The organism is Oceanibacterium hippocampi (genome assembly GCF_900172325.1).
Taxonomy (GTDB): Bacteria; Pseudomonadota; Alphaproteobacteria; order Sneathiellales; family Sneathiellaceae; genus Oceanibacterium; species Oceanibacterium hippocampi.
In genome coordinates, this window is sequence record NZ_FWFR01000001.1 from 1,524,342 (window position 1) to 1,541,889 (window position 17,548).

A 17,548-nucleotide genomic window follows, 5' to 3' on the forward strand; every position below is an offset into this window, starting at 1 on the left:
ACGAACCGACCGGAGACATCGCAAAGGCAGGCCCACCATGGTCACCATTCCGGAAATCTCTCCCCCGCTTCCCCGCGACTTCGGCTGGCGGCGCAATCTGCCGAACCTGGCGGGCCTCGACTGGCTCAGGGCGGGCTGGGCGGATTTCAAGGATCAGCCGGTCCTCAGCCTGATTTACGGCTTCGGTGTCTTCGGCGTCTCGCTGGCGACCGTCTACGGCTTTTTCCGGCTCGACATGGACTATGTCCTGCTGCCGGCGCTCGCCGGTTTCCTCGTGGTCGGGCCGATCCTCGGGCTCGGGCTCTACGAGAAGAGCCGCCGGCTGGCGCTCGGCCAGCCGGTCGGGCTGTTCTCGATGATCTTCGCGCGGCCGCGCGCGGGCGGCCAGGTGATCTTCGCCGGTCTCCTGCTCTGCCTGGTGATGCTGCTCTGGATGCGCGCCGCGGTCATCCTCTACGCCCTGTTCTTCGGGCTGCAGCCCTTTCCCGGCCTCGATGCGGTGACCGCGACCCTGTTCACCACGGCGAGCGGCTGGGGCCTGATCATCGTCGGTACCGTGGTCGGCGGCCTGTTCGCGGCCTTCTCTTTCGCGATCAGCGTGTTCGCGATCCCGATGCTGCTGAACGAGCGGATCGATGCGCTGACCGCCATGGGGACCAGCATGGCGCTGGTCTGGAACAACATGTCGGTGATGATCGTCTGGGGCGCCGTCGTCGTCGCCCTCATGACCGTCGGCGTGGTCACGGCCCTGCTCGGGCTGATCGTCATCTTCCCGATCCTCGGCCATGCCACCTGGCATGCTTACAAGACGATGCGCGGCGACCCGACCGCCGCCCGGACGATCCAGGCCCTGGATGGCGCCGAGGCATGACCGGAACCGCGTCTTCGCCGGGGACGCAGACGACCGATGACCATGTCTCCGTCGGCGGCGGAGCCAACAGCGCGGACGAGATCCGACTCGCCAGCCGCGATATCGGAGCCGGCCTGCGGCAGAACGACCTCTCGGTCCCCGACATGCATTGCGGCGGCTGCATCCGCAAGGTCGAGCAGGCGCTGAACGCCCTTGACGGGGTCGAACGCGCGCGCGTCAACCTGACCGAGAAGCGGGTCTCGGTGGCGTGGCGCGACACGGCGGGGCCGCCGCCGCTGTTCGACGCCCTCGGTCGGATCGGCTTCCGCGCCCACCTCGCCGACGACGGCGCCAGGCGGGCCGACCCGGAACTGACCAAACTGCTGCGCGCGCTTGCCGTCGCCGGTTTCGCCGCCGGCAACATCATGCTGCTCTCGGTCTCGGTCTGGTCCGGCGCCGATGCCGCGCTCCGTGACCTGTTCCACTGGATCTCGGCGGCGATCGCGCTCCCGGTGCTGCTCTATTCCGGGCGGGTCTTCTTCCGGCCGGCCTGGCAGGCGGTGCGCCGCGGCCATGCCAACATGGACGTGCCGATTTCCATCGGCGTGATCCTGGCGTACCTGATGAGCCTCTACGACACCGTCGGCCAGCAGCAGCATGTCTATTTCGACGCGGCGGTGACGCTGCTCTTCGTGCTGCTGATCGGCCGCACGCTCGATCACCTGATGCGGCAGCGGGCGCGCTCGGCGATCACCGGGCTCGCCCGGCTGGGCGCGCGCGGCGCGATGGTCGTCCAGGACGACGGCAGCCGCGCCTACCGCCCGGTCGCCGAGATCCGGCCGGGCATGACCATCCTGCTCGCCATGGGCGAACGCGTGCCGGTCGACGCGGTGGTGGTCTCCGGGACTTCCGACATCGACCGTTCGCTGGTCAGCGGGGAAAGCGCCCCGGCGGCGGTCGCCGGCGGCGATGTGCTCGAGGCAGGGACGCTCAACCTGACCGCGCCGCTCACCATCCGGGCGACGGCGGAGGCGGGGCAATCGTTCCTCGCCGAGATGGTCCGGCTGATCGACGTCGCCGAGGCCGGCCGCGCTGGCTATCGCCGGATCGCCGACCGGGCCGCCGCGCTCTATGCCCCGGTCGTCCATTCGGCCGCCTTCGCGACCTTCCTCGCCTGGCTCTATATCGCCGGCGACATCCACCGGGCGCTCACCGTCGCCATCGCCGTGCTGATCATCACCTGTCCCTGCGCCCTCGGCCTCGCCGTGCCGATCGTCCAGGTGGTCGCCGCCCGCCGGCTGTTCGAACGCGGCATCCTGGTCAAGGACAGCGCCGCCATGGAGCGCCTCGCGGGGATCGACACCGTGATCTTCGACAAGACCGGCACGCTCACCCTCGGCGCCCCGCGACTGGACGACCGGGCCGGCCGCGACCCGGCCCATGTGGCGCTCGCCGTGGCCCTGGCGGCGCAGTCGCGCCATCCCTATTCGCGGGCACTGGTCGCCCGCTTCGGCGCGGATCCGGCCTCGGCCTCGGCGTTCGAGGCGGTCGCCGAGCATCCGGGCTGCGGGATCGAGGCCCGGCAGGGCGCCGATGTGATCCGTCTCGGCCGTCCTGACTGGGCGGCGCCGGGCGCGGCGCTGGCGGACGAAGGCGACGGGCGGTCGCGGACCGTGCTCGCGCGGAACGGCCGGCTGCTGGAAAGCTTCGCCTTCGGCGATCCGCTGCGACCGGGTGTGGCCCAGGCGATCGCCCGGCTCAGGGCGCGCGGCATCGAGATCGAGATAATGTCGGGGGATCGGCGGGAAGCCGTTGCGCGGCTCGCCGAAGGGCTCGGCGTGACCGCCTTCAGCGCCGACGTCCGGCCGGCCGACAAGGCGGCCCGGGTTGCCGAACTCTCCGCCGCCGGCCGCAAGGTCCTGATGGTCGGCGACGGGCTGAACGACGTGCCGGCGCTGGCCGCCGCCGATGTCTCGATGTCGCCGTCGAGCGGCGCCGACATCGGCCGCAACGCCGCCGATTTCGTCTTCCTGCACGACAGCCTGGAGACGGTCGCGACGGCGATCGAGGTATCCCGCCGCGCCGCCGCGCTGGTGCGGCAGAATCTCGGGCTCGCGGTGCTCTACAACGCGTTGACCCTGCCGCTCGCGGCGCTGGGTTTCGTCACGCCCCTCCTTGCCGCGCTGGCGATGTCGTCGTCGTCGATCCTGGTCGTGGCGAACGCGCTCCGTCTGAACGGCGGGGCCGGGAAGCGGCAATCGTCGGCCGGTGGCAGGACGGCGGCCAAGGCGGGCCTGCGGCCGGCCGAGGCGGCGCGATGAACGTGCTCGTCTTCCTCATCCCGATATCGCTCGGCCTCGGTCTGGTCGGTCTCTGCGCCTTCCTCTGGAGCCTGCGGAGCGGCCAGTACGAGGATCTGGAAGGAGCCGCCGAACGCATTCTCTATGACGAGGAAGACCGCCCGTTGCGCTGACGGCGCTTGGCGGGCGGCGTGGCCGGCTCAGCCCGCCCGGACCCGCGCGGCCGCCTCGGCGAGCAGGCTGGCGTCGGCCTCCGGCCGATGGGCATTCTCCGACAGGTGGCGGCGCCAGGCGCGCGCGCCCGGCAGGCCCTGGAACAGCCCGAGGACATGTCGGGTGATGCTGTTGAGCGGCACGCCCTCGTCCTGGCGGGCGCGGATATAGGGGATCAGTTCCTCGACCACCTGCTTGCGCGCCGGCGCCTCGTCCGGCTCGCCGTAGTAGCGCCCGTCGATCTCGGCCAGCAGATAGGGGTTCTGATAGGCCTCGCGGCCGATCATCACGCCGTCGACATGACGCAGATGTTCGTCGATCTCGTCCAGCTTGCGGATGCCGCCGTTGATGACGATGACGAGGTCGGGACAGTCGGCCTTGAGCCGGTAGACGACATCGTAGCGCAGTGGCGGTATCTCGCGGTTCTGCTTGGGCGAGAGGCCGTTCAGCCAGGCCTTGCGGGCATGCACGATCAGCCGTTCCGTGCCGGCCTTGACGAGGCCGGCGACGAAGCCGTGCAGTTCCTCGTAGCTGTCCCGGTCGTCGATGCCGATCCGCGTCTTCACGGTGACCGGGATGTCGACCGCGGCGCGCATCGCCGCGACGCCTTCGGCGACCAGTTCTGGTTCCGCCATCAGGCAGGCGCCGAAGCGGCCCGACTGGACCCGGTCGGAGGGACAGCCGACATTCAGGTTGATCTCGTCATAGCCGTAATCGGCGCCGATCCGGGCGGCGCGGGCAAGCTCGGCCGGATCGCTGCCGCCGAGCTGCAGGGCGAGCGGATGCTCCGCCGGCTCGTGGCCGAGCAGGCGCTGGCGGTCGCCATGCAGGATCGCCGCCGTCGTCACCATCTCGGTATAGAGAAGCGCCCGGCGGCTGATCAGGCGCAGGAAGAAGCGGTCATGCCGGTCCGTCCAGTCCATCATCGGCGCGACCGAGACGGGATGGGCGAAGGGCATGTCTGTGGCGGTCGTGTTCATCGCGGCTTTAGATAGGCCGCCGGCCCGCCTCTGTCAAAAGCCGGCGCGCAACAGGGCTGTCCGGAAGGCGTTCCGACGCTAGAATGGCTTCGGCCGCTGGCACGTAACAAATGGCGGCAAAACGGGGAGAGGGGACAGATGAGCGGCAATCCGATCGACGGCTTCACCGTGTCCGGGGCCGATATCGGCTATGTCGGCCATGACCTGCAGCGGCCGGAATGCATCCTGGCCGAACGCGACGGCAGCCTGTGGTCGGCGGATGCGCGCGGCGGGGTGATGCATATCCGCCCGGACGGCACCCAGGAACTGATCGCCCAGGCCCATGTCGATGTCTTCGCGACCGCCGACGACGATGCCAGGCGCTTCACCGAGGGGACCCTGCCGAACGGGCTCGCCTTCGCCCGCAACGGGTCGATCTACATTTCCAATTTCGGCACCGACTGCCTCGAGTTGATGAGCCGCGACGGCGCGACAGAAGTGCTGCTCGACCGGATCGACGGCCGGCCGATCGGCAAGGTCAATTTCGTCCTCCGCGACAGCCGGGACCGGCTCTGGATCACCGTCTCCACGCAGATCAAGAACTGGATGGAGGCGGCGGCGTCGCGGGTCGAGGACGGCTCGATCATCCTCTACGACGGTGGCGAGGCGCGCACGGTCGCGACCGGTCTCGCCTTCACCAACGAGGTCCGGCTCGATGCCCGGGAGGAATGGCTCTACGCGGTCGAGACGACGGCGCGCAGGGTCACCCGCTTCCGCGTCGGCGGCGACGGCACGCTCTCGGGCCGCGAGACCTTCGGACCGGAAGACCACGGCGCCTTCATCGACGGGATTGCCTTCGACGCCCATGGCAATCTCTGGGGCACGCACGTGATGAGCGACCGGGTCTTCGCGATAACGCCGGAGGGCGAGCTCCGCATCATCCTCGACGACGACAATCCGGAGCCGAGCCGGGCGCTGTTCGAGGCCTTCGAGCGCGGTGCCGCGACGCCAGCCCACATGCTCGCCTGCGGCGGCACCATCGCGCCGTGGTTCGCCAGCGTTACCTTCGGCGGCCCCGATCTCGACATCGTCCATGTCGGCTCGCTCCGCGGCACCCGGATCCCGTATTTCCGGAGCCCGGTTCCCGGTCTGCCGCCGGTCCACTGGAACGAGCGCTGACCGGCCGACCCGGCCCCTTCGCCTTTCGGCCAGCTTGGCCGCACCGGCGCGCCTGTTTTAAACTTCCCTCGGGTCGTCATCGCCCGAACGCCCGCCCGGCGCGGCCGGCGCGTCGTTGTCGGGCGGTCACGGACAGCCCTGGATCTCGCAATCACGGGGGATAACGCGATGTGGTCGGATCAGCGTCTCTGCCAGCTTCTGGGGATCGAGCATCCCATCGTGCTGGCCCCGATGGCCGGCACCGGCACGCCGGAACTGGCGATCGCCGTCAGCAATGCCGGGGGTCTCGGCTCGCTCGGCTGCGGCATGATGTCGGAACCGGCGCTGCGCGAGGCCACGGGCGCGATGCGGGCGGGTACCAACCTGCCGTTCAATCTGAATTTCTTCGCGACACCCGCCCCGGCGAAGGATCCGGCGATCCTGGCCCGCGCCCGTGAGCGGCTGCGCCCCTGGTACCGCGATCTCGGGCTCGGCGAGCCGCCCGGGGAGCTGCCCGAATTCGGCCCCGGTTTCGACGACGCGATGCTCGCCGTGGTTCTCGAACTGCGGCCGCGCGTGGTCAGCTTTCACTTCGGCGTGCCGGGAGCGGAGGCGCTCGCGGCGCTGAAGGAGGCGGGCATCGTCCTGATCTCGACCGCGACCAATGTCGCCGAGGCCCGGGCGCTTGAGGCGGCCGGGATGGACGCGGTGATCGCCCAGGGCTGGGAGGCGGGCGGCCACCGGGGCTCGCATCGCCCGACCGAGCCCTGGGACGGGGTCGGCACCTTCGCCCTGGTGCCGCAGATCGCCGACGCGGTGTCGCTCCCGGTGATTGCCGCCGGCGGCGTCGGCGACGGCCGAGGAATCGCGGCGGCGATGGCCCTCGGCGCGAGCGGCGTGCAGATCGGCACCGGTTTCCTCGCCTGTCCCGAGGCCGGCACCGATCCGGCCCGGCGGGCGCTGCTGCGGAAAGCAGGCGACATGGACACGATCGCGACCGATGCCTTCTCGGGCGGCGTGGCCCGCGCCGTGCGGAGCCGCTACGCGGTCGAGATGGAGCGCCGGCGGGAGCCCTGGCCCGCCTTCCCCGCGATGGCGGCGCTCAGCGGCCCGATCGGCAAGGCGGCCGACGACGCCGAGGCATCGTTCCACCTGTACGGGCAGGCGGCGGCGCTCAGCCGTGACCTGCCGGCCGCCGAACTGGTCGAGAAGCTGGTCGCCGATGCCGGCGCGGTGATGGCCCGGCTGGCCGCCGCCAAATAGCGGCCAGCCTGTCCGCCTCAGGCGGCGCGTTCGTCCATGATGAGGCGGGCGAGGGCGTCGGCGCTCAGGCCGTCGGTGGCGCGCGCCTGCACGCTCCGGCCGCCCTGCAGGATGGTGACCCGGTCGGCGACGGCGACGACGTCGTTCATGTTGTGGCTGACCAGGATCACGGTGACGCCGTTCGCCTTCAGCATGCGGATCAGCTTCAGCACCTGCTGGGTCTCGCGCACGCCGAGCGCCGCCGTCGGCTCGTCCATGATGATGATCTCGGCCTTCCAGCGGAGCGCGCGGCAGATCGCCACCGCCTGGCGCTGGCCGCCGGACAGGTTCTCGACCGGCGCCGTCATGTCGTCGAGGGTCGAGCCGAGCTGCTTCAGGAAGCCCTGTGCGCCGGCGATCATCGCCGCCCGGTCGAGCACCGGGATGCCGAGCAGGCGCTTCTCCAGCTCCGATCCCATGTAGATGTTCTGGTAGATCGTCATGCGGGGGGCCAGGCCAAGGTCCTGGTGGATGGTCGCGATGCCGGCCGCCAGCGCCTCGTGCGGGCCGGCGAAGCGCGCCTCCCGGCCGGCGACCGAGAGCGTTCCGTCGTCGGGGCTCTCGACGCCCGATACCAGCTTGATCAGGGTCGACTTGCCGGCCCCGTTGTCGCCGCAGAGGGCATGCACCTCGCCCCGCGCGACGGTGAGGTCGGCGCCCCGGAGGGCCTGCACCGCGCCGTAGGATTTCACGGCCCCGCGGACCACGAGGATGTCGGTCATCGCAATTCTTTCCGGATCGGGCGGGCAGGCGAAGGGCGACGGCGAAGGCCGCCGCCCGCCACCGTTACTCGAGGAACTGGTCGACGTTGGAGGCGTCCACCAGGTCGGCATTCAGGAACAGGTAGGGGCCGGAGGTGATGGCCTCCTTCTTCTCGCCGCCGGCGGTCAGGCGTTCCATCGATTCGACCGCGACCTGGCCCATCGCCTCGAAGGGGATCGAAACGGTCGCCGTCATCATCGATTCCGGATCCTTGATCCGCCGGAAGGTCTCGGCGCCGCCGTCGATCGAGACCAGCGCCACGTCGCCCTTCTTCATGCCCTGCTCCTTCAGCAGGTCGTCGATGATGAAGGCCTGGCCGTCGAACGAGGCCCAGACGCCCTGGAATCCGCCGGCGTTCTGCAGGATCAGCGCGCTCATCCCGTTGCGCACGTCATCGCGCCAGCTCTTGGTGCGGGCCATGGAATGCGTGCCGATCTCCTTGACGGCGGTATTCTCGCTCAGCACCGCGTCGAGGATCTTGCCGCGAATGCGCGTGCCGACATTGGATTCGAAGCGCTGGGTCAGGATCGCGCCCTCGAAGCCGAGCTGGCCGAGCAGGTAGAGCGCGGCATCGGCGCCGACGGCATACTCGTTGACCTGGATGTCGAAGAGCGCGTGCGGGCTCGCCCCGCTCATCACCGTGATCAGCGGGATGCCGGCGTCCTTGACCGCCTTCATCTGGGCATCGAACTCGACCGGCTTGGACATGGCCAGCACGATCCCGTCGACGCCGCGCTGGATCAGGTTCTCGATCTGCTCGGCGTGCGTGGGCAGCGTGCCGTTCGAGTTCAGCACGATGACGTCCCAGCCGCGCTCCTTCGCCGCCGCCTCGGCCGCGTTGGCGACCCGGGCGTGGGTTTCGGACGACATCTGGAAGGCGACGACGCCGAGCTCGAAGGCCTGCGCGGGCAGGGCCGCGACGCCGAGCGCCAGCGCGGCGGCCAGCGGCAACAGTCGTTTCAGTTTCATGGATAGCACTCCCCGTGGTTCCATTTTTCCGGTTCGGTATTCGCCGCCTCAGACGGCGAACGCGGCTTTCTTCAGGACACTGGCCGAGACGCTGACCGAACCGATCACGATCACGCCGAGCATGATGTCCTGAAGGTAATAGGGTGCGCCGAGCAGCACGAGCCCGTTGGCGAGCACGGCGATGGTGAGCGCGCCGACGAAGCTGCCGGCGATGTTGGGGCGGCCGGGCTGGAACATGGTCATGCCGAGCAGCACCGCGGCGATCCCGTTCATCAGGAAGTCGCCGGCCATCTGCGGCGCCGCCGACGACAGGTTCGAGACCAGCAGCACGGCGGCGATGCCGGCGGCGAGGCCGGACAGGGTGAGGCCGATCAGCTTCATCCGGCGGGTCGCGATGCCGGCCCGGTGGGCGGCCTCCTGCGCCTCGCCGGTCGCCAGCATGTGGACGCCGAGCTTCGTCCGGTTGGCGACGAACCAGGCGATCAGCACGACCGCCGCCATGAAGAAGATCAGGGTCGGGATGCCGAACAGCTTGCCGCGCGCGAGCGACAGGAAGGTCGCGTCCCAGCGTCCGACGAAGGCGACGCCGCCGGTGATCATGAAGGCGACGCCGCCGGCGATCGAGGCGGTGCCGAGCGTCGCGATCAGCGATGGCACCTTGATCGCGGTGACGAGGAAGCCGTTCAGCGCGCCGCCCGCCAGCGCCACGCCGAGCCCCGCGAGCGCCGCCAGTGGCCAGGCGATCTCGGCATGGACGAGGCCGCCGGTGACGACCGCGGCAAGGCTGCACAGGCTGGCGAAGGACAGGTCGAGTTCCGACGTGATCAGCGCGAAGGTGAAACCGACCGAGAGAATGGTGAGGAAGCTGGTCTGCTTCAGCACGTTCAGGAGGTTCGCCTGGCTGGCGAAATTCCGCGCGAAGATCACCAGGAAGATCAGGACCGCGAGCCCGGCGAGTGCCGTTCCGTATTTCGCGACGAAGGACTTCAACGGATCACCCCCGCATACATACGCACCGGCACCCGGTCGCGGTGCCGTCCCACCGGCTGGCTTATACGATGGTCCGAGGCCCGGGTGAAGGGGGCAGGTCCCCGTCGTCGATCGCGGCGAGCGCGCGCGAGGTCCGGGCGACGAAGTCGTGGCTCTCGCGGAAGACCCCGAACAGCCGGTCGTAGCGGGCATGGCGGGCGGCGTCCGGCATGTAGCGGGTGAAGCCGGACGGCAGGGCGGCGGCCGCGGCGGCGATGTCTGCTTCGAGCCCGAGGCCGAGGCGGGCGAGCGCCAGGCAGCCGGCGATCCCCATGTCGGCGGCGGCCGAGGCGAGCAGCGGACGGCCCAGGATGTCGGCGCGGATCCGGTTCCAGGCCGCGTTCCGCGCCCCGCCGCCGGCGATCCGGATTTCCCCGGCGCGGGTCCCGGCGGCTTCCTCGGCGCGTTCCAGCACCGTCCGATTGACGAAGCCGACGCCTTCCATCACCGCCCGCACCAGGTCGCCCGGGCCGTGCCCGGCGCCGAGGCCGATGAAGGCGGCGCGCAGGTCCGCGTCCCAGAACGGCGTGCGCTCGCCAAGCAGGTAGGGATGGCAGAGGATCGGCGGGCCGTCCGTCACCTGGCCCTGCAGGGCCGCGAGCCGGTCGGCGCGCGGCGCCTCGCCCGGATTCAGCCGGTCGGTGATCCAGTCGAGCGTGTTGGCGCCGTTCTGGCCGGGCCCGCCGATCTGCCAGAGATCGTCGCCCCAGGAAATCGTGATCAGGCCGTCGGCCGTTGCCTCCCGCGCGCTCATCAGGCCGAAGACCTCGGACGAGCCCGAGATGCAGTAGGCGATGCCGGGCCTGAGCGCGCCGAGCCCGGCGACGGCGGTCCAGGTATCGTTCGAACCGCAGAAGACCGGCACGCCGGCGAGCCCCGAGAGCGCGCCGGGCAGTCCCTCGCGGACGCGGCCGACGACATCCTGCGGCCGCACGATGTCGGGGAGCATGTTTCGCCCGATCCCGGCGGCCGCCGCGAGCGAGCCCGGGCCGCCCGCCATCGCCGCGATCAGCCGGTGCTGCGAGATCCGGTCGGTCGCGGCCCGCCCGGTGAGCCGGAGAGCGAGGTAGTCCTTGGGCTCGAGCACCTGCCGCGTGCGCGCCCAGGCGGCCGGTTCGCGGGCCTTCAGCCAGAGCAGCCGGGCGAGCGGGTGAAAGCCGTTCAGGTGGCGGGCTTCCGGATGCGCCGCCAGCGCCGGATCGGCAAGCGCCTCGGCGGCGAGCGGCTGGCTCCGGGAATCGCGGAAGCCGATCGCCGGGCGGACGACGCCATTCTCCCCGTCGAGAAAGATCTGCGTCCTGGTGAAGCCGCAGAGCGCGATCCCGGCGACCGGCCCGAGCCCGCCCGGGGTGGCGCCGGCCAGCGCCTCCGCTGCCTGCCCGAGCGCCCGCCACCAGAGTTCCGGGTCCTGCTCGGCCCGGCCGCCCGCATCCTCCTCGAAGGCGAGTGGCAGGCTGGTCACGGCGAGCGGCGCGCTGTCGAGCGTCGCGAGACCCGCCTTCAGCGCCGAGCCGCCGAGATCGATCGCCAGCAGCCGCTTCATCGCCCGCCGGCCCGCCGGTTAAAGGTCACGCACAATTCCCCCGTCCGGCCGAAGCGCCGGAGGGCACAGACTATTGGTCCTGCGCCGCCGGATCGAACGATTTTCCGCTCGATTCCCGGTGGTCCGGGCGGGCGGCCTTTCGGCTGTGTCTCCCTGACAGCGCAAGGCATCGCGCAACGCGTCAGCTTTCCGTCGCGGGGAAGTCGACATGGATGTGGTTGCCGTCCGGATCGCGGAGGTTGACCACAACGGTACCCATCGCCTCGAACGGCGCGCGCCGATAGGCGATGCCGTGTTCCTCGAGGCGGGCAATGAAGGCCGCGAGCCCTTGCGCCCGGAAGGCCATATGCTCCATCCGGAGGCTCTCGCCCTCCGAGTAGGCGCTCGGGGCGGGGTCGCCCTCGATCAGGTGGAGGATGGCGGCGTCACCGAGGTAGAGCCACGCGCCGGGCGCCTTGATCGGGGGACGCGGACCGCGCGTGAGCCCCAGGACCTCTTCGTACCATGCGACCATCTCCGCGAGGTTTGCGGTGCGGATGTTGACGTGATCGAAGGCGAGTAGCGGCATGGCAAAGGACTCCTGTTGCGCGCTCTGTCGGCGTCGCGCCTATGGGCGGCGATCGCGCGGCGCGGCCGGTGCGGCCGAGCACGCCCCGAACCACCGACCCCGACCGACGGACGCCGGCTCATCGTCGGCCGGCCCCCCGGCGACCCGTCACGCTCGATTTCCCGTCCAGCCGAATGCCGGGAGGCTCAGACTATTGGTCATGCGCGGGCAGATCGAGAGATTTTCCGCTCGATTCCCGGTGGGTTGAAGTTTCACCACACCCCGAAAAGATAGCCGCGTTCCTTCGCGTTGCCGGTCTTCCGGGCGATCAGCGCGTCGCCGATGGTTGTGCGGAGCCGGCGGCGGCGAAGCCAGTCGAAGAGCAGCCCGCGCATCTCGGCGCGGACCGCCTCGTGGCCCGGGTCGCGGCCGAGATCGTGCTGTTCGGCCGGGTCGTTCCCGAGATCGTGGAGAAGCGGCGGGTGCTTCTCGAAATGGACGTATTTCCAGCGTTCGGTGCGGACCATGAAGGCGCGCGCGTCGGCGACGTCGAGGCCGAGGGTGATCCGCGCAGGGCGCTGGGCGAAGCAGGAATCGGAGAAGACCGCGTCGCGCCAGTCTGACGGTGCCTGGCCGGCGAGGAGCGGGGCGAGCGAGCGGCCCTCCAGCCGTTCCGGGCGGGCCTCGCCGCCGGCCCAGTCGAGGAAGGAGGGGGCGAGGTCGATGGCCTCGGCGAAGGCGTCTGCCGCCCTGCCGCGGCCGCCGTCGGCCCGGGGCCGGGGGTCGCGGACGATCAGCGGGATGCGTACCGATTCCTCGTGAAAGAGATCCTTCTCGCCGAGCCAGTGGTCGCCCAGGTAATCGCCGTGATCGCTGGTGAAGACGATGATCGTGTTGTCGTCGATGCCGCGCTCTTGGAGGAAGGCGAAGAGCCGCCCCAGGTGATCGTCGAGCTGCGTCGTCAGGCCCATGTAGGCCGGGATGACGCGTTCGCGGACCTCGTCGCGGGCGAAGTTCAGGCTTTCCTCGTGCGCCATGAAGGCGCGGACGACCGGGTTGGCGGCCTCGGCCTCGGCCGCCGTGCGGTTGGCCGGCTGGATCGCGTTGTGGCCATACATGGCGTGATAGGGGGCCGGCGCGACATAGGGCCAGTGCGGCTTGATGTAGGAGAGATGCAGGCACCACGGCGTCTCGCCCGCTTCCGTGATGAACTCCATCGCCCGGTCGGTCATGTAGGCGGTCTCGGAATGCGCTTCCGCGACCCGGGCCGGCAGGTGGGAATTCCGCATGTACCAGCCCGACAGCACCTCGCCGTCCGGTCCCTCGACCGAATTGGCGTAATCGTGCCAGGGGTTGGCGCCCGGATAACCCTTCCCGTTGAGCCAGCGGTTGTAGGCGAGGTTCGGGTCGACCACCTGGTCCGGATGCAGGCCGTCGTCGCGCTCGAACGGCTCGAACCCGCATTCCCGGGCGAGCAGGCCGGGGCCCGAGCCTGGATCGATGCCGAGGCGCCGGAAGCCCGCCAGGTCCGCCTCCATGTGGGTCTTGCCGACCAGCGCCACGCGGTACCCCTGCGGGCGCAGGTAATCGCCGATGGTCCATTCGTCGAGGCGCAGCGGGTAATTGTTGTAGGCGGCGCCGTGGCTGTAGGCGTAGCGCCCGGTATAGAAGCTCATCCGCGAGCCGCCGCAGACCGGGGCCTGGGCATAGGCCCGGGTGAAGCGGGTGCCGTCCGCCGCCAGCCGGTCCAGGTTCGGGGTGCGGATCGTCGGATGGCCGTAACAGCCGAGATAGTCGGCGCGGAGCTGGTCGGCCATGATGAACAGGATGTTGGGTTGACGCGCCATCGGGCCTCCGGCTGCCTGGATCGCTGGCAAATATCGCTTCGGTTGGCGAGTGTGACCCAACCGGAACGATTTTCCAGCCCCCTATCGCGCAAGACGGCCGTGAGCGCGGGCTGGCCATTATCCGCTTTCGGAGCGGCAGGCGTCCTTTTATACAGGAGGCTTCGGCGACACCCCCTACAAGGCGACAAGCAGGCATGACCCGCCATCTGATCACTTCGGCCCTTCCCTACATCAACGGCGTCAAGCATCTCGGCAATCTGGTCGGCTCGATGCTGCCGGGCGATGTCTACGCGCGCTATCTCCGCCAGCGGGGCGACGAGGTGCTCTATATCTGCGCCACCGACGAGCATGGCACGCCGGCCGAGCTTGCCGCCCGCGAGGCCGGCCAGTCGGTCGCCGAATACTGCGCCGAGCAGCACGAGGTGCAGGCCGAGCTGGGCCGCCGTTTCGGGCTTTCCTTCGATCATTTCGGCCGCTCGTCGTCGCCCCAGAACAGGGAGCTGACGCAGCATTTCGGCAAGGTGCTGTCGGATGCCGGGCTGATCGAGGAGCGTGTCACCCGGCAGATCTACTCGGTCGCCGACGGCCGCTTCCTGCCCGACCGCTACGTCGTCGGGACCTGTCCGAAATGCGCCTACGACCGGGCCCGGGGCGACCAGTGCGAGAATTGCACCTCGCTGCTCGACCCGACCGACCTGGTCGAGCCGCGCTCGGCGATCTCGGGCTCGACCGAGCTCGAGGTCCGCGAGACCCGGCACCTGTTTCTGCTGCAGTCGAAACTGGCGGAGAAGATCCGCGCCTGGGTCGACAGCCACGAGGACTGGCCTGTCCTGGTTTCCTCGATCGCCCGCAAGTGGCTGGACGAGGGCCTGCAGGACCGCTGCATCACCCGCGATCTCTCGTGGGGCGTGCCGGTCGAGCGCGAGGGGATGGACGGCAAGGTCTACTACGTCTGGTTCGACGCGCCGATCGAATATATCGCCGCGACCAAGGAATGGGCCGATGCCGAACCGGCAACCCGCGACTGGAAATCCTGGTGGTTCGAGGCCGACGACGTGCGCTACGTGCAGGTGATGGCCAAGGACAACATCCCGTTCCACACGCTGAGCTTCCCCGGCACCATCATCGGCTCGGGCGAGCCCTGGAAGCTGGTCGATTTCATCAAGGGCTTCAACTGGCTGACCTATTACGGCGGCAAGTTCTCGACCAGCCAGAAGCGCGGCGTCTTCATGTCGGATGCGATCGCGCTCTTGCCGGCCGACTACTGGCGCTATTACCTGCTTGCCAACGCGCCCGAGGGTTCGGATGCAAGCTTCACTTGGGAAAGCTTCGCCGGCACCGTCAACAAGGATCTCGCCGACACCTTCGGCAACCTGGTCAACCGGACGCTCCGCTTCACCTCGGCCCGCTTCGGCGATGCCGTCCCGGAAGGCGGCGAGCCCGGCGAGATGGAGGCCGAACTGGCGGAAGCGCTGGACAAGCGTCTCGCCGCCTATGACGGCTTCCTCGCCCAGATGGAATTCCGCAAGGCGATGCAGGAACTGCGCGCGATCTGGGTGCTCGGCAACGAGTATCTGACCCGCGCCGCGCCCTGGGTGGCGATCAAGGAAGATCGGGCGCGGGCCGCCGTCGCGCTCCGCTACACGATCAACCTGATCCGGATCGCCGGCGTGCTGGCCGCGCCGGTCATCCCCGAGACCACGGCGAAGCTCGCCCTGGCGCTGAAGCTCGGCGAGGCCGAGCAGGGCTGGATCGCCGGCGGCGCGGCCGATGCGCTGACCGCGCTTCCCGCCGGGCACGCCTTCACCGTGCCGGAGGTGCTGTTCGCCAAGATCGCCGACGAGGACGTCAAGGCCTGGGAAGAGCGCTTCGGCGGCGGCGAATAGCCGGACAGACCTGTCGGCCCGGGGCGGTCGGGCATCCCGGCCGCCTGTCCGCTTGCGGAATCCGCGCCGGCCGTCATAATGGCAAAATACGATGATATGCGGCCGCTGCCGCCGGCATCGGGCCGTTCACGGCCGCGGGACAGGTCCCGGATGACCTGTCCCCGATCCGCTTTCCCCGGACAATTCCGTCGACATCCATGAGTTCCTTCCGGGGCGATTGTTCCGACCTCTCCGGGACTGTCTGCGGCGGCGCCATGCCGCCGACGAAAGGAGGCGCGAATGGCGACGATCACCGAAGCCGAATTCAGGGAATGGTTCCCGGCCGAGCGCCCGCCGCCGCCGCCGGGCAGTTTCGAGTTCGGTCTCGTGCTGGCCGGCGCCGCCTCCGCCGGGGCCTATACCGCAGGCGTGCTGGACTTCCTGTTCGAGGCGCTCGACCGCTGGCACGCGGCGAAGCGCGCGGAGACCGCCGCCGGGATCACCGGCGAGGCCCGCCGGGTGCCACATCATTCGGTCCGCCTGCAGGCGCTGACCGGTGCGTCGGCCGGCGGCATCAACGGCGCCATCGCGGCGGTCGCGCTGCGCGACGACTTTCCCCCTATATGGCCGCTCGGCAAGAGGGGCGTCGATCCGGGCGGAATCCGCCTGCCGGAAATTGACGGGGAAGGCGATGCCTCGCGCAATCCCTTCTACGCGGCCTGGGTGGAGCAGATCGACATCGAGAAGCTGCTCGGCACCGGCGATCTCGACGGTCCGCTCCGGGCGCTGCTCGATTGCACCATCCTCGCGCGGATCGTCACCGGCATCCTGGGCTACCACGGCCCGCCGCTGGCCGACCGGGCCATCCGGGGCTGGCTGCCCGATCCGCTGCCGCTGACGCTGACGGTGACCAACCTGCGCGGCGTGCCCTACCAGGTCCTGTTCCGCGCCGAGACGCCGCTGGCGCACCAGATGAGCCTGCACCGGGACCGGATGTGCTTCGCGGTCGCCGGCCTCGGACCGGACAAGGGCGGGTCGCTTCCGCCCGACTTCCATCCGCTGATGGCAGGCAGCCCGCTCAACTGGGACCGGCTCGGCAACGCGGCGCTCGCCACAGGCGCCTTTCCGGTGGCGCTCCGGGCGCGCCGGCTCAAGCGCCCGGGCGGCGACTACGACTATCGCCATCCGCTTTCCCTCGGGCTGGGCGAGGCGTTCGACCCGGACGCCCTGCTCGACCGGCCGGCCTGGGGCGCGGGCGGGCCGCCCGAAGCCTTCGACTTCATCGCCGTCGATGGCGGCGTGATGGACAACGAGCCGTTCGAGATCGCCCGGCGGTCGCTCGCCGGCGTCGAGGGGCGCAATCCGCGCGAGGGCAACCGCGCCAACCGGGCGGTGGTGATGATCGATCCGGTCACCGGGCCGGGCCAGACCGGGCCGATGGCGGACGACAGCCTGACGAGCGTCGCGCCGGCGCTGCTCGGCGCGCTCCTCAACCAGACCCGCTTCACGTCGCGCGACCGCATGCTGATCGGCGCCGAGGACGTCTACAGCCGCTTCCTGATCGCCCCGTCGCGGGGCACGGTCGAGGGGGCGGAGGCGATTGCCTCGGGCGGCCTCGGCGCCTTTCTCGGATTCTTCAGCGCGCATTACCGGCGCCACGACTACATGCTCGGGCGGCGCAACTGCCAGCGCTTCCTGCAGGCCTCCTTCACCCTGCCGGCGGACAACCCGCTGTTCGACGGCGCCTTCTGGTCGGCCTCGGCGAAGGAGACCTATCGGGACCGGAGCGGCGCCGGCGACCCGTCGCATCTGCAGATCATTCCCTGCGTCGGGGCCTGCGCCGTGCCGGAGCCGGCGCCGGCCTGGCCGGCCGGGCGGTTCCGCTACGGCGACGGCCTGCATGCACTGCTTTCGACGCGGACCGATCGGCTCGTCGCGCTGGCCCGGGACAGCGCGCTCGGCCGGGACGAGGGCCTCTGGAACGCGCTCAGGCGTACCGTCGCGCGGGGCTATCTGTGGCCGGGCATGGTCGCGCTTCGAGGCACCCTGAAGAAGACGGCGCGCGCGCATGTCGAGGCGGCGGTCCGGGCCCTCGACGAGCGGCGCTTCTGAAACCGGGGCAGGGCCCACGACGGGGCGTCCGTTAGCGATCCGTTAATGCGCCGGCGCTACCCTGATCCGGGATTGTACCAGGAGCCCCGATC

General features: G+C 70.1%; 14 protein-coding genes. 7 read left to right on the top strand and 7 right to left on the bottom strand.

The genetic code is table 11. The features are described 5' to 3' along the window. Positions 1–37 precede the first annotated feature (37 nt). Genes OCH7691_RS07225 through ccoS form a run of 3 tightly spaced genes read left to right on the top strand, consistent with a single transcriptional unit; the run spans position 38 to position 3,323 of the window. A complete protein-coding gene (locus OCH7691_RS07225) occupies positions 38–871 on the top strand; it encodes a DUF2189 domain-containing protein (protein WP_085882670.1) in 834 nt (277 codons plus the stop codon). Further along, positions 868–3,171 carry a heavy metal translocating P-type ATPase gene (locus tag OCH7691_RS07230; protein ID WP_085882671.1) on the top strand — a complete coding sequence of 768 codons (2,304 nt, stop codon included), beginning with the start codon at positions 868–870 and terminating at the stop codon, positions 3,169–3,171. Before OCH7691_RS07225 ends, OCH7691_RS07230 begins: the two co-directional genes overlap by 4 nt. Beyond that, a complete protein-coding gene (ccoS, locus tag OCH7691_RS07235; RefSeq protein ID WP_085882672.1) occupies positions 3,168–3,323 on the top strand; it encodes a cbb3-type cytochrome oxidase assembly protein CcoS in 156 nt (51 codons plus the stop codon). Before OCH7691_RS07230 ends, ccoS begins: the two co-directional genes overlap by 4 nt. Positions 3,324–3,350: 27 nt before the next feature. Here the strand turns inward: ccoS and dusA are convergent, their stop codons facing one another. Further along, positions 3,351–4,343, bottom strand: coding sequence for a tRNA dihydrouridine(20/20a) synthase DusA (gene dusA, locus OCH7691_RS07240; RefSeq protein ID WP_085882673.1), 993 nt, complete (start codon positions 4,341–4,343; stop codon positions 3,351–3,353). A 138-nt stretch (positions 4,344–4,481) separates the two neighbouring features. On the opposite strand from dusA, the gene OCH7691_RS07245 reads away from it, so the two are divergent. Together OCH7691_RS07245 and OCH7691_RS07250 are read left to right on the top strand one after the other, a co-directional pair. Next, entirely contained in the window at positions 4,482–5,501 is a 1,020-nt protein-coding gene (locus tag OCH7691_RS07245) for an SMP-30/gluconolactonase/LRE family protein (protein ID WP_085882674.1), read from the top strand. Positions 5,502–5,669: 168 nt separating this feature from the next. Next, positions 5,670–6,743, top strand: a complete 1,074-nt coding sequence (locus OCH7691_RS07250; protein WP_085882675.1) for an NAD(P)H-dependent flavin oxidoreductase — start codon at positions 5,670–5,672, stop codon at positions 6,741–6,743. A gap of 17 nt (positions 6,744–6,760) precedes the next feature. Here the strand turns inward: OCH7691_RS07250 and OCH7691_RS07255 are convergent, their stop codons facing one another. From OCH7691_RS07255 to OCH7691_RS07280, 6 genes are all read right to left on the bottom strand, one after another. Next, positions 6,761–7,504 (bottom strand): ATP-binding cassette domain-containing protein, encoded by a 744-nt coding sequence (locus OCH7691_RS07255; protein ID WP_085882676.1) that lies wholly within the window; start codon positions 7,502–7,504, stop codon positions 6,761–6,763. A gap of 64 nt (positions 7,505–7,568) precedes the next feature. Next, complete coding sequence (locus OCH7691_RS07260) at positions 7,569–8,513, bottom strand: sugar ABC transporter substrate-binding protein (protein WP_085882677.1); 945 nt, start codon at positions 8,511–8,513, stop codon at positions 7,569–7,571. Positions 8,514–8,561: 48 nt separating this feature from the next. Next, positions 8,562–9,503, bottom strand: a complete 942-nt coding sequence (locus OCH7691_RS07265; protein ID WP_085882678.1) for an ABC transporter permease — start codon at positions 9,501–9,503, stop codon at positions 8,562–8,564. Positions 9,504–9,564: 61 nt separating this feature from the next. Further along, positions 9,565–11,085 carry a xylulokinase gene (locus tag OCH7691_RS07270; RefSeq protein WP_085882679.1) on the bottom strand — a complete coding sequence of 507 codons (1,521 nt, stop codon included), beginning with the start codon at positions 11,083–11,085 and terminating at the stop codon, positions 9,565–9,567. Between the two features lie 181 nt (positions 11,086–11,266). Then, entirely contained in the window at positions 11,267–11,653 is a 387-nt protein-coding gene (locus OCH7691_RS07275) for a VOC family protein (RefSeq protein WP_085882680.1), read from the bottom strand. Positions 11,654–11,904: 251 nt separating this feature from the next. Continuing rightward, the gene (locus OCH7691_RS07280) at positions 11,905–13,479 is read right to left on the bottom strand and encodes an alkaline phosphatase family protein (RefSeq protein WP_085882681.1); all 1,575 of its coding nucleotides are present in this window, start codon (positions 13,477–13,479) and stop codon (positions 11,905–11,907) included. Positions 13,480–13,673: 194 nt separating this feature from the next. Between OCH7691_RS07280 and metG the strand changes: the two genes are divergently transcribed. Next, positions 13,674–15,365 carry a methionine--tRNA ligase gene (gene metG, locus OCH7691_RS07285; RefSeq protein WP_085882682.1) on the top strand — a complete coding sequence of 564 codons (1,692 nt, stop codon included), beginning with the start codon at positions 13,674–13,676 and terminating at the stop codon, positions 15,363–15,365. A 279-nt stretch (positions 15,366–15,644) separates the two neighbouring features. After that, a complete protein-coding gene (locus OCH7691_RS07290) occupies positions 15,645–17,456 on the top strand; it encodes a hypothetical protein (RefSeq protein ID WP_085882683.1) in 1,812 nt (603 codons plus the stop codon). Positions 17,457–17,548 lie beyond the last annotated feature (92 nt).

Bases quoted from the DNA above. Each gene is read 5' to 3' on its own strand.
- metG (WP_085882682.1), top strand. From the start codon at position 13,674: ATGACCCGCCATCTGATCACTTCGGCCCTTCCCTACATCAACGGCGTC.
- OCH7691_RS07255 (WP_085882676.1), bottom strand. From the start codon at position 7,504: ATGACCGACATCCTCGTGGTCCGCGGGGCCGTGAAATCCTACGGCGCG.
- OCH7691_RS07290 (WP_085882683.1), top strand. From the start codon at position 15,645: ATGGCGACGATCACCGAAGCCGAATTCAGGGAATGGTTCCCGGCCGAG.
- OCH7691_RS07260 (WP_085882677.1), bottom strand. From the start codon at position 8,513: ATGAAACTGAAACGACTGTTGCCGCTGGCCGCCGCGCTGGCGCTCGGC.
- OCH7691_RS07275 (WP_085882680.1), bottom strand. From the start codon at position 11,653: ATGCCGCTACTCGCCTTCGATCACGTCAACATCCGCACCGCAAACCTC.
- OCH7691_RS07230 (WP_085882671.1), top strand. From the start codon at position 868: ATGACCGGAACCGCGTCTTCGCCGGGGACGCAGACGACCGATGACCAT.
- OCH7691_RS07280 (WP_085882681.1), bottom strand. From the start codon at position 13,479: ATGGCGCGTCAACCCAACATCCTGTTCATCATGGCCGACCAGCTCCGC.
- OCH7691_RS07245 (WP_085882674.1), top strand. From the start codon at position 4,482: ATGAGCGGCAATCCGATCGACGGCTTCACCGTGTCCGGGGCCGATATC.
- OCH7691_RS07250 (WP_085882675.1), top strand. From the start codon at position 5,670: ATGTGGTCGGATCAGCGTCTCTGCCAGCTTCTGGGGATCGAGCATCCC.
- dusA (WP_085882673.1), bottom strand. From the start codon at position 4,343: ATGAACACGACCGCCACAGACATGCCCTTCGCCCATCCCGTCTCGGTC.
- OCH7691_RS07225 (WP_085882670.1), top strand. From the start codon at position 38: ATGGTCACCATTCCGGAAATCTCTCCCCCGCTTCCCCGCGACTTCGGC.
- ccoS (WP_085882672.1), top strand. From the start codon at position 3,168: ATGAACGTGCTCGTCTTCCTCATCCCGATATCGCTCGGCCTCGGTCTG.
- OCH7691_RS07270 (WP_085882679.1), bottom strand. From the start codon at position 11,085: ATGAAGCGGCTGCTGGCGATCGATCTCGGCGGCTCGGCGCTGAAGGCG.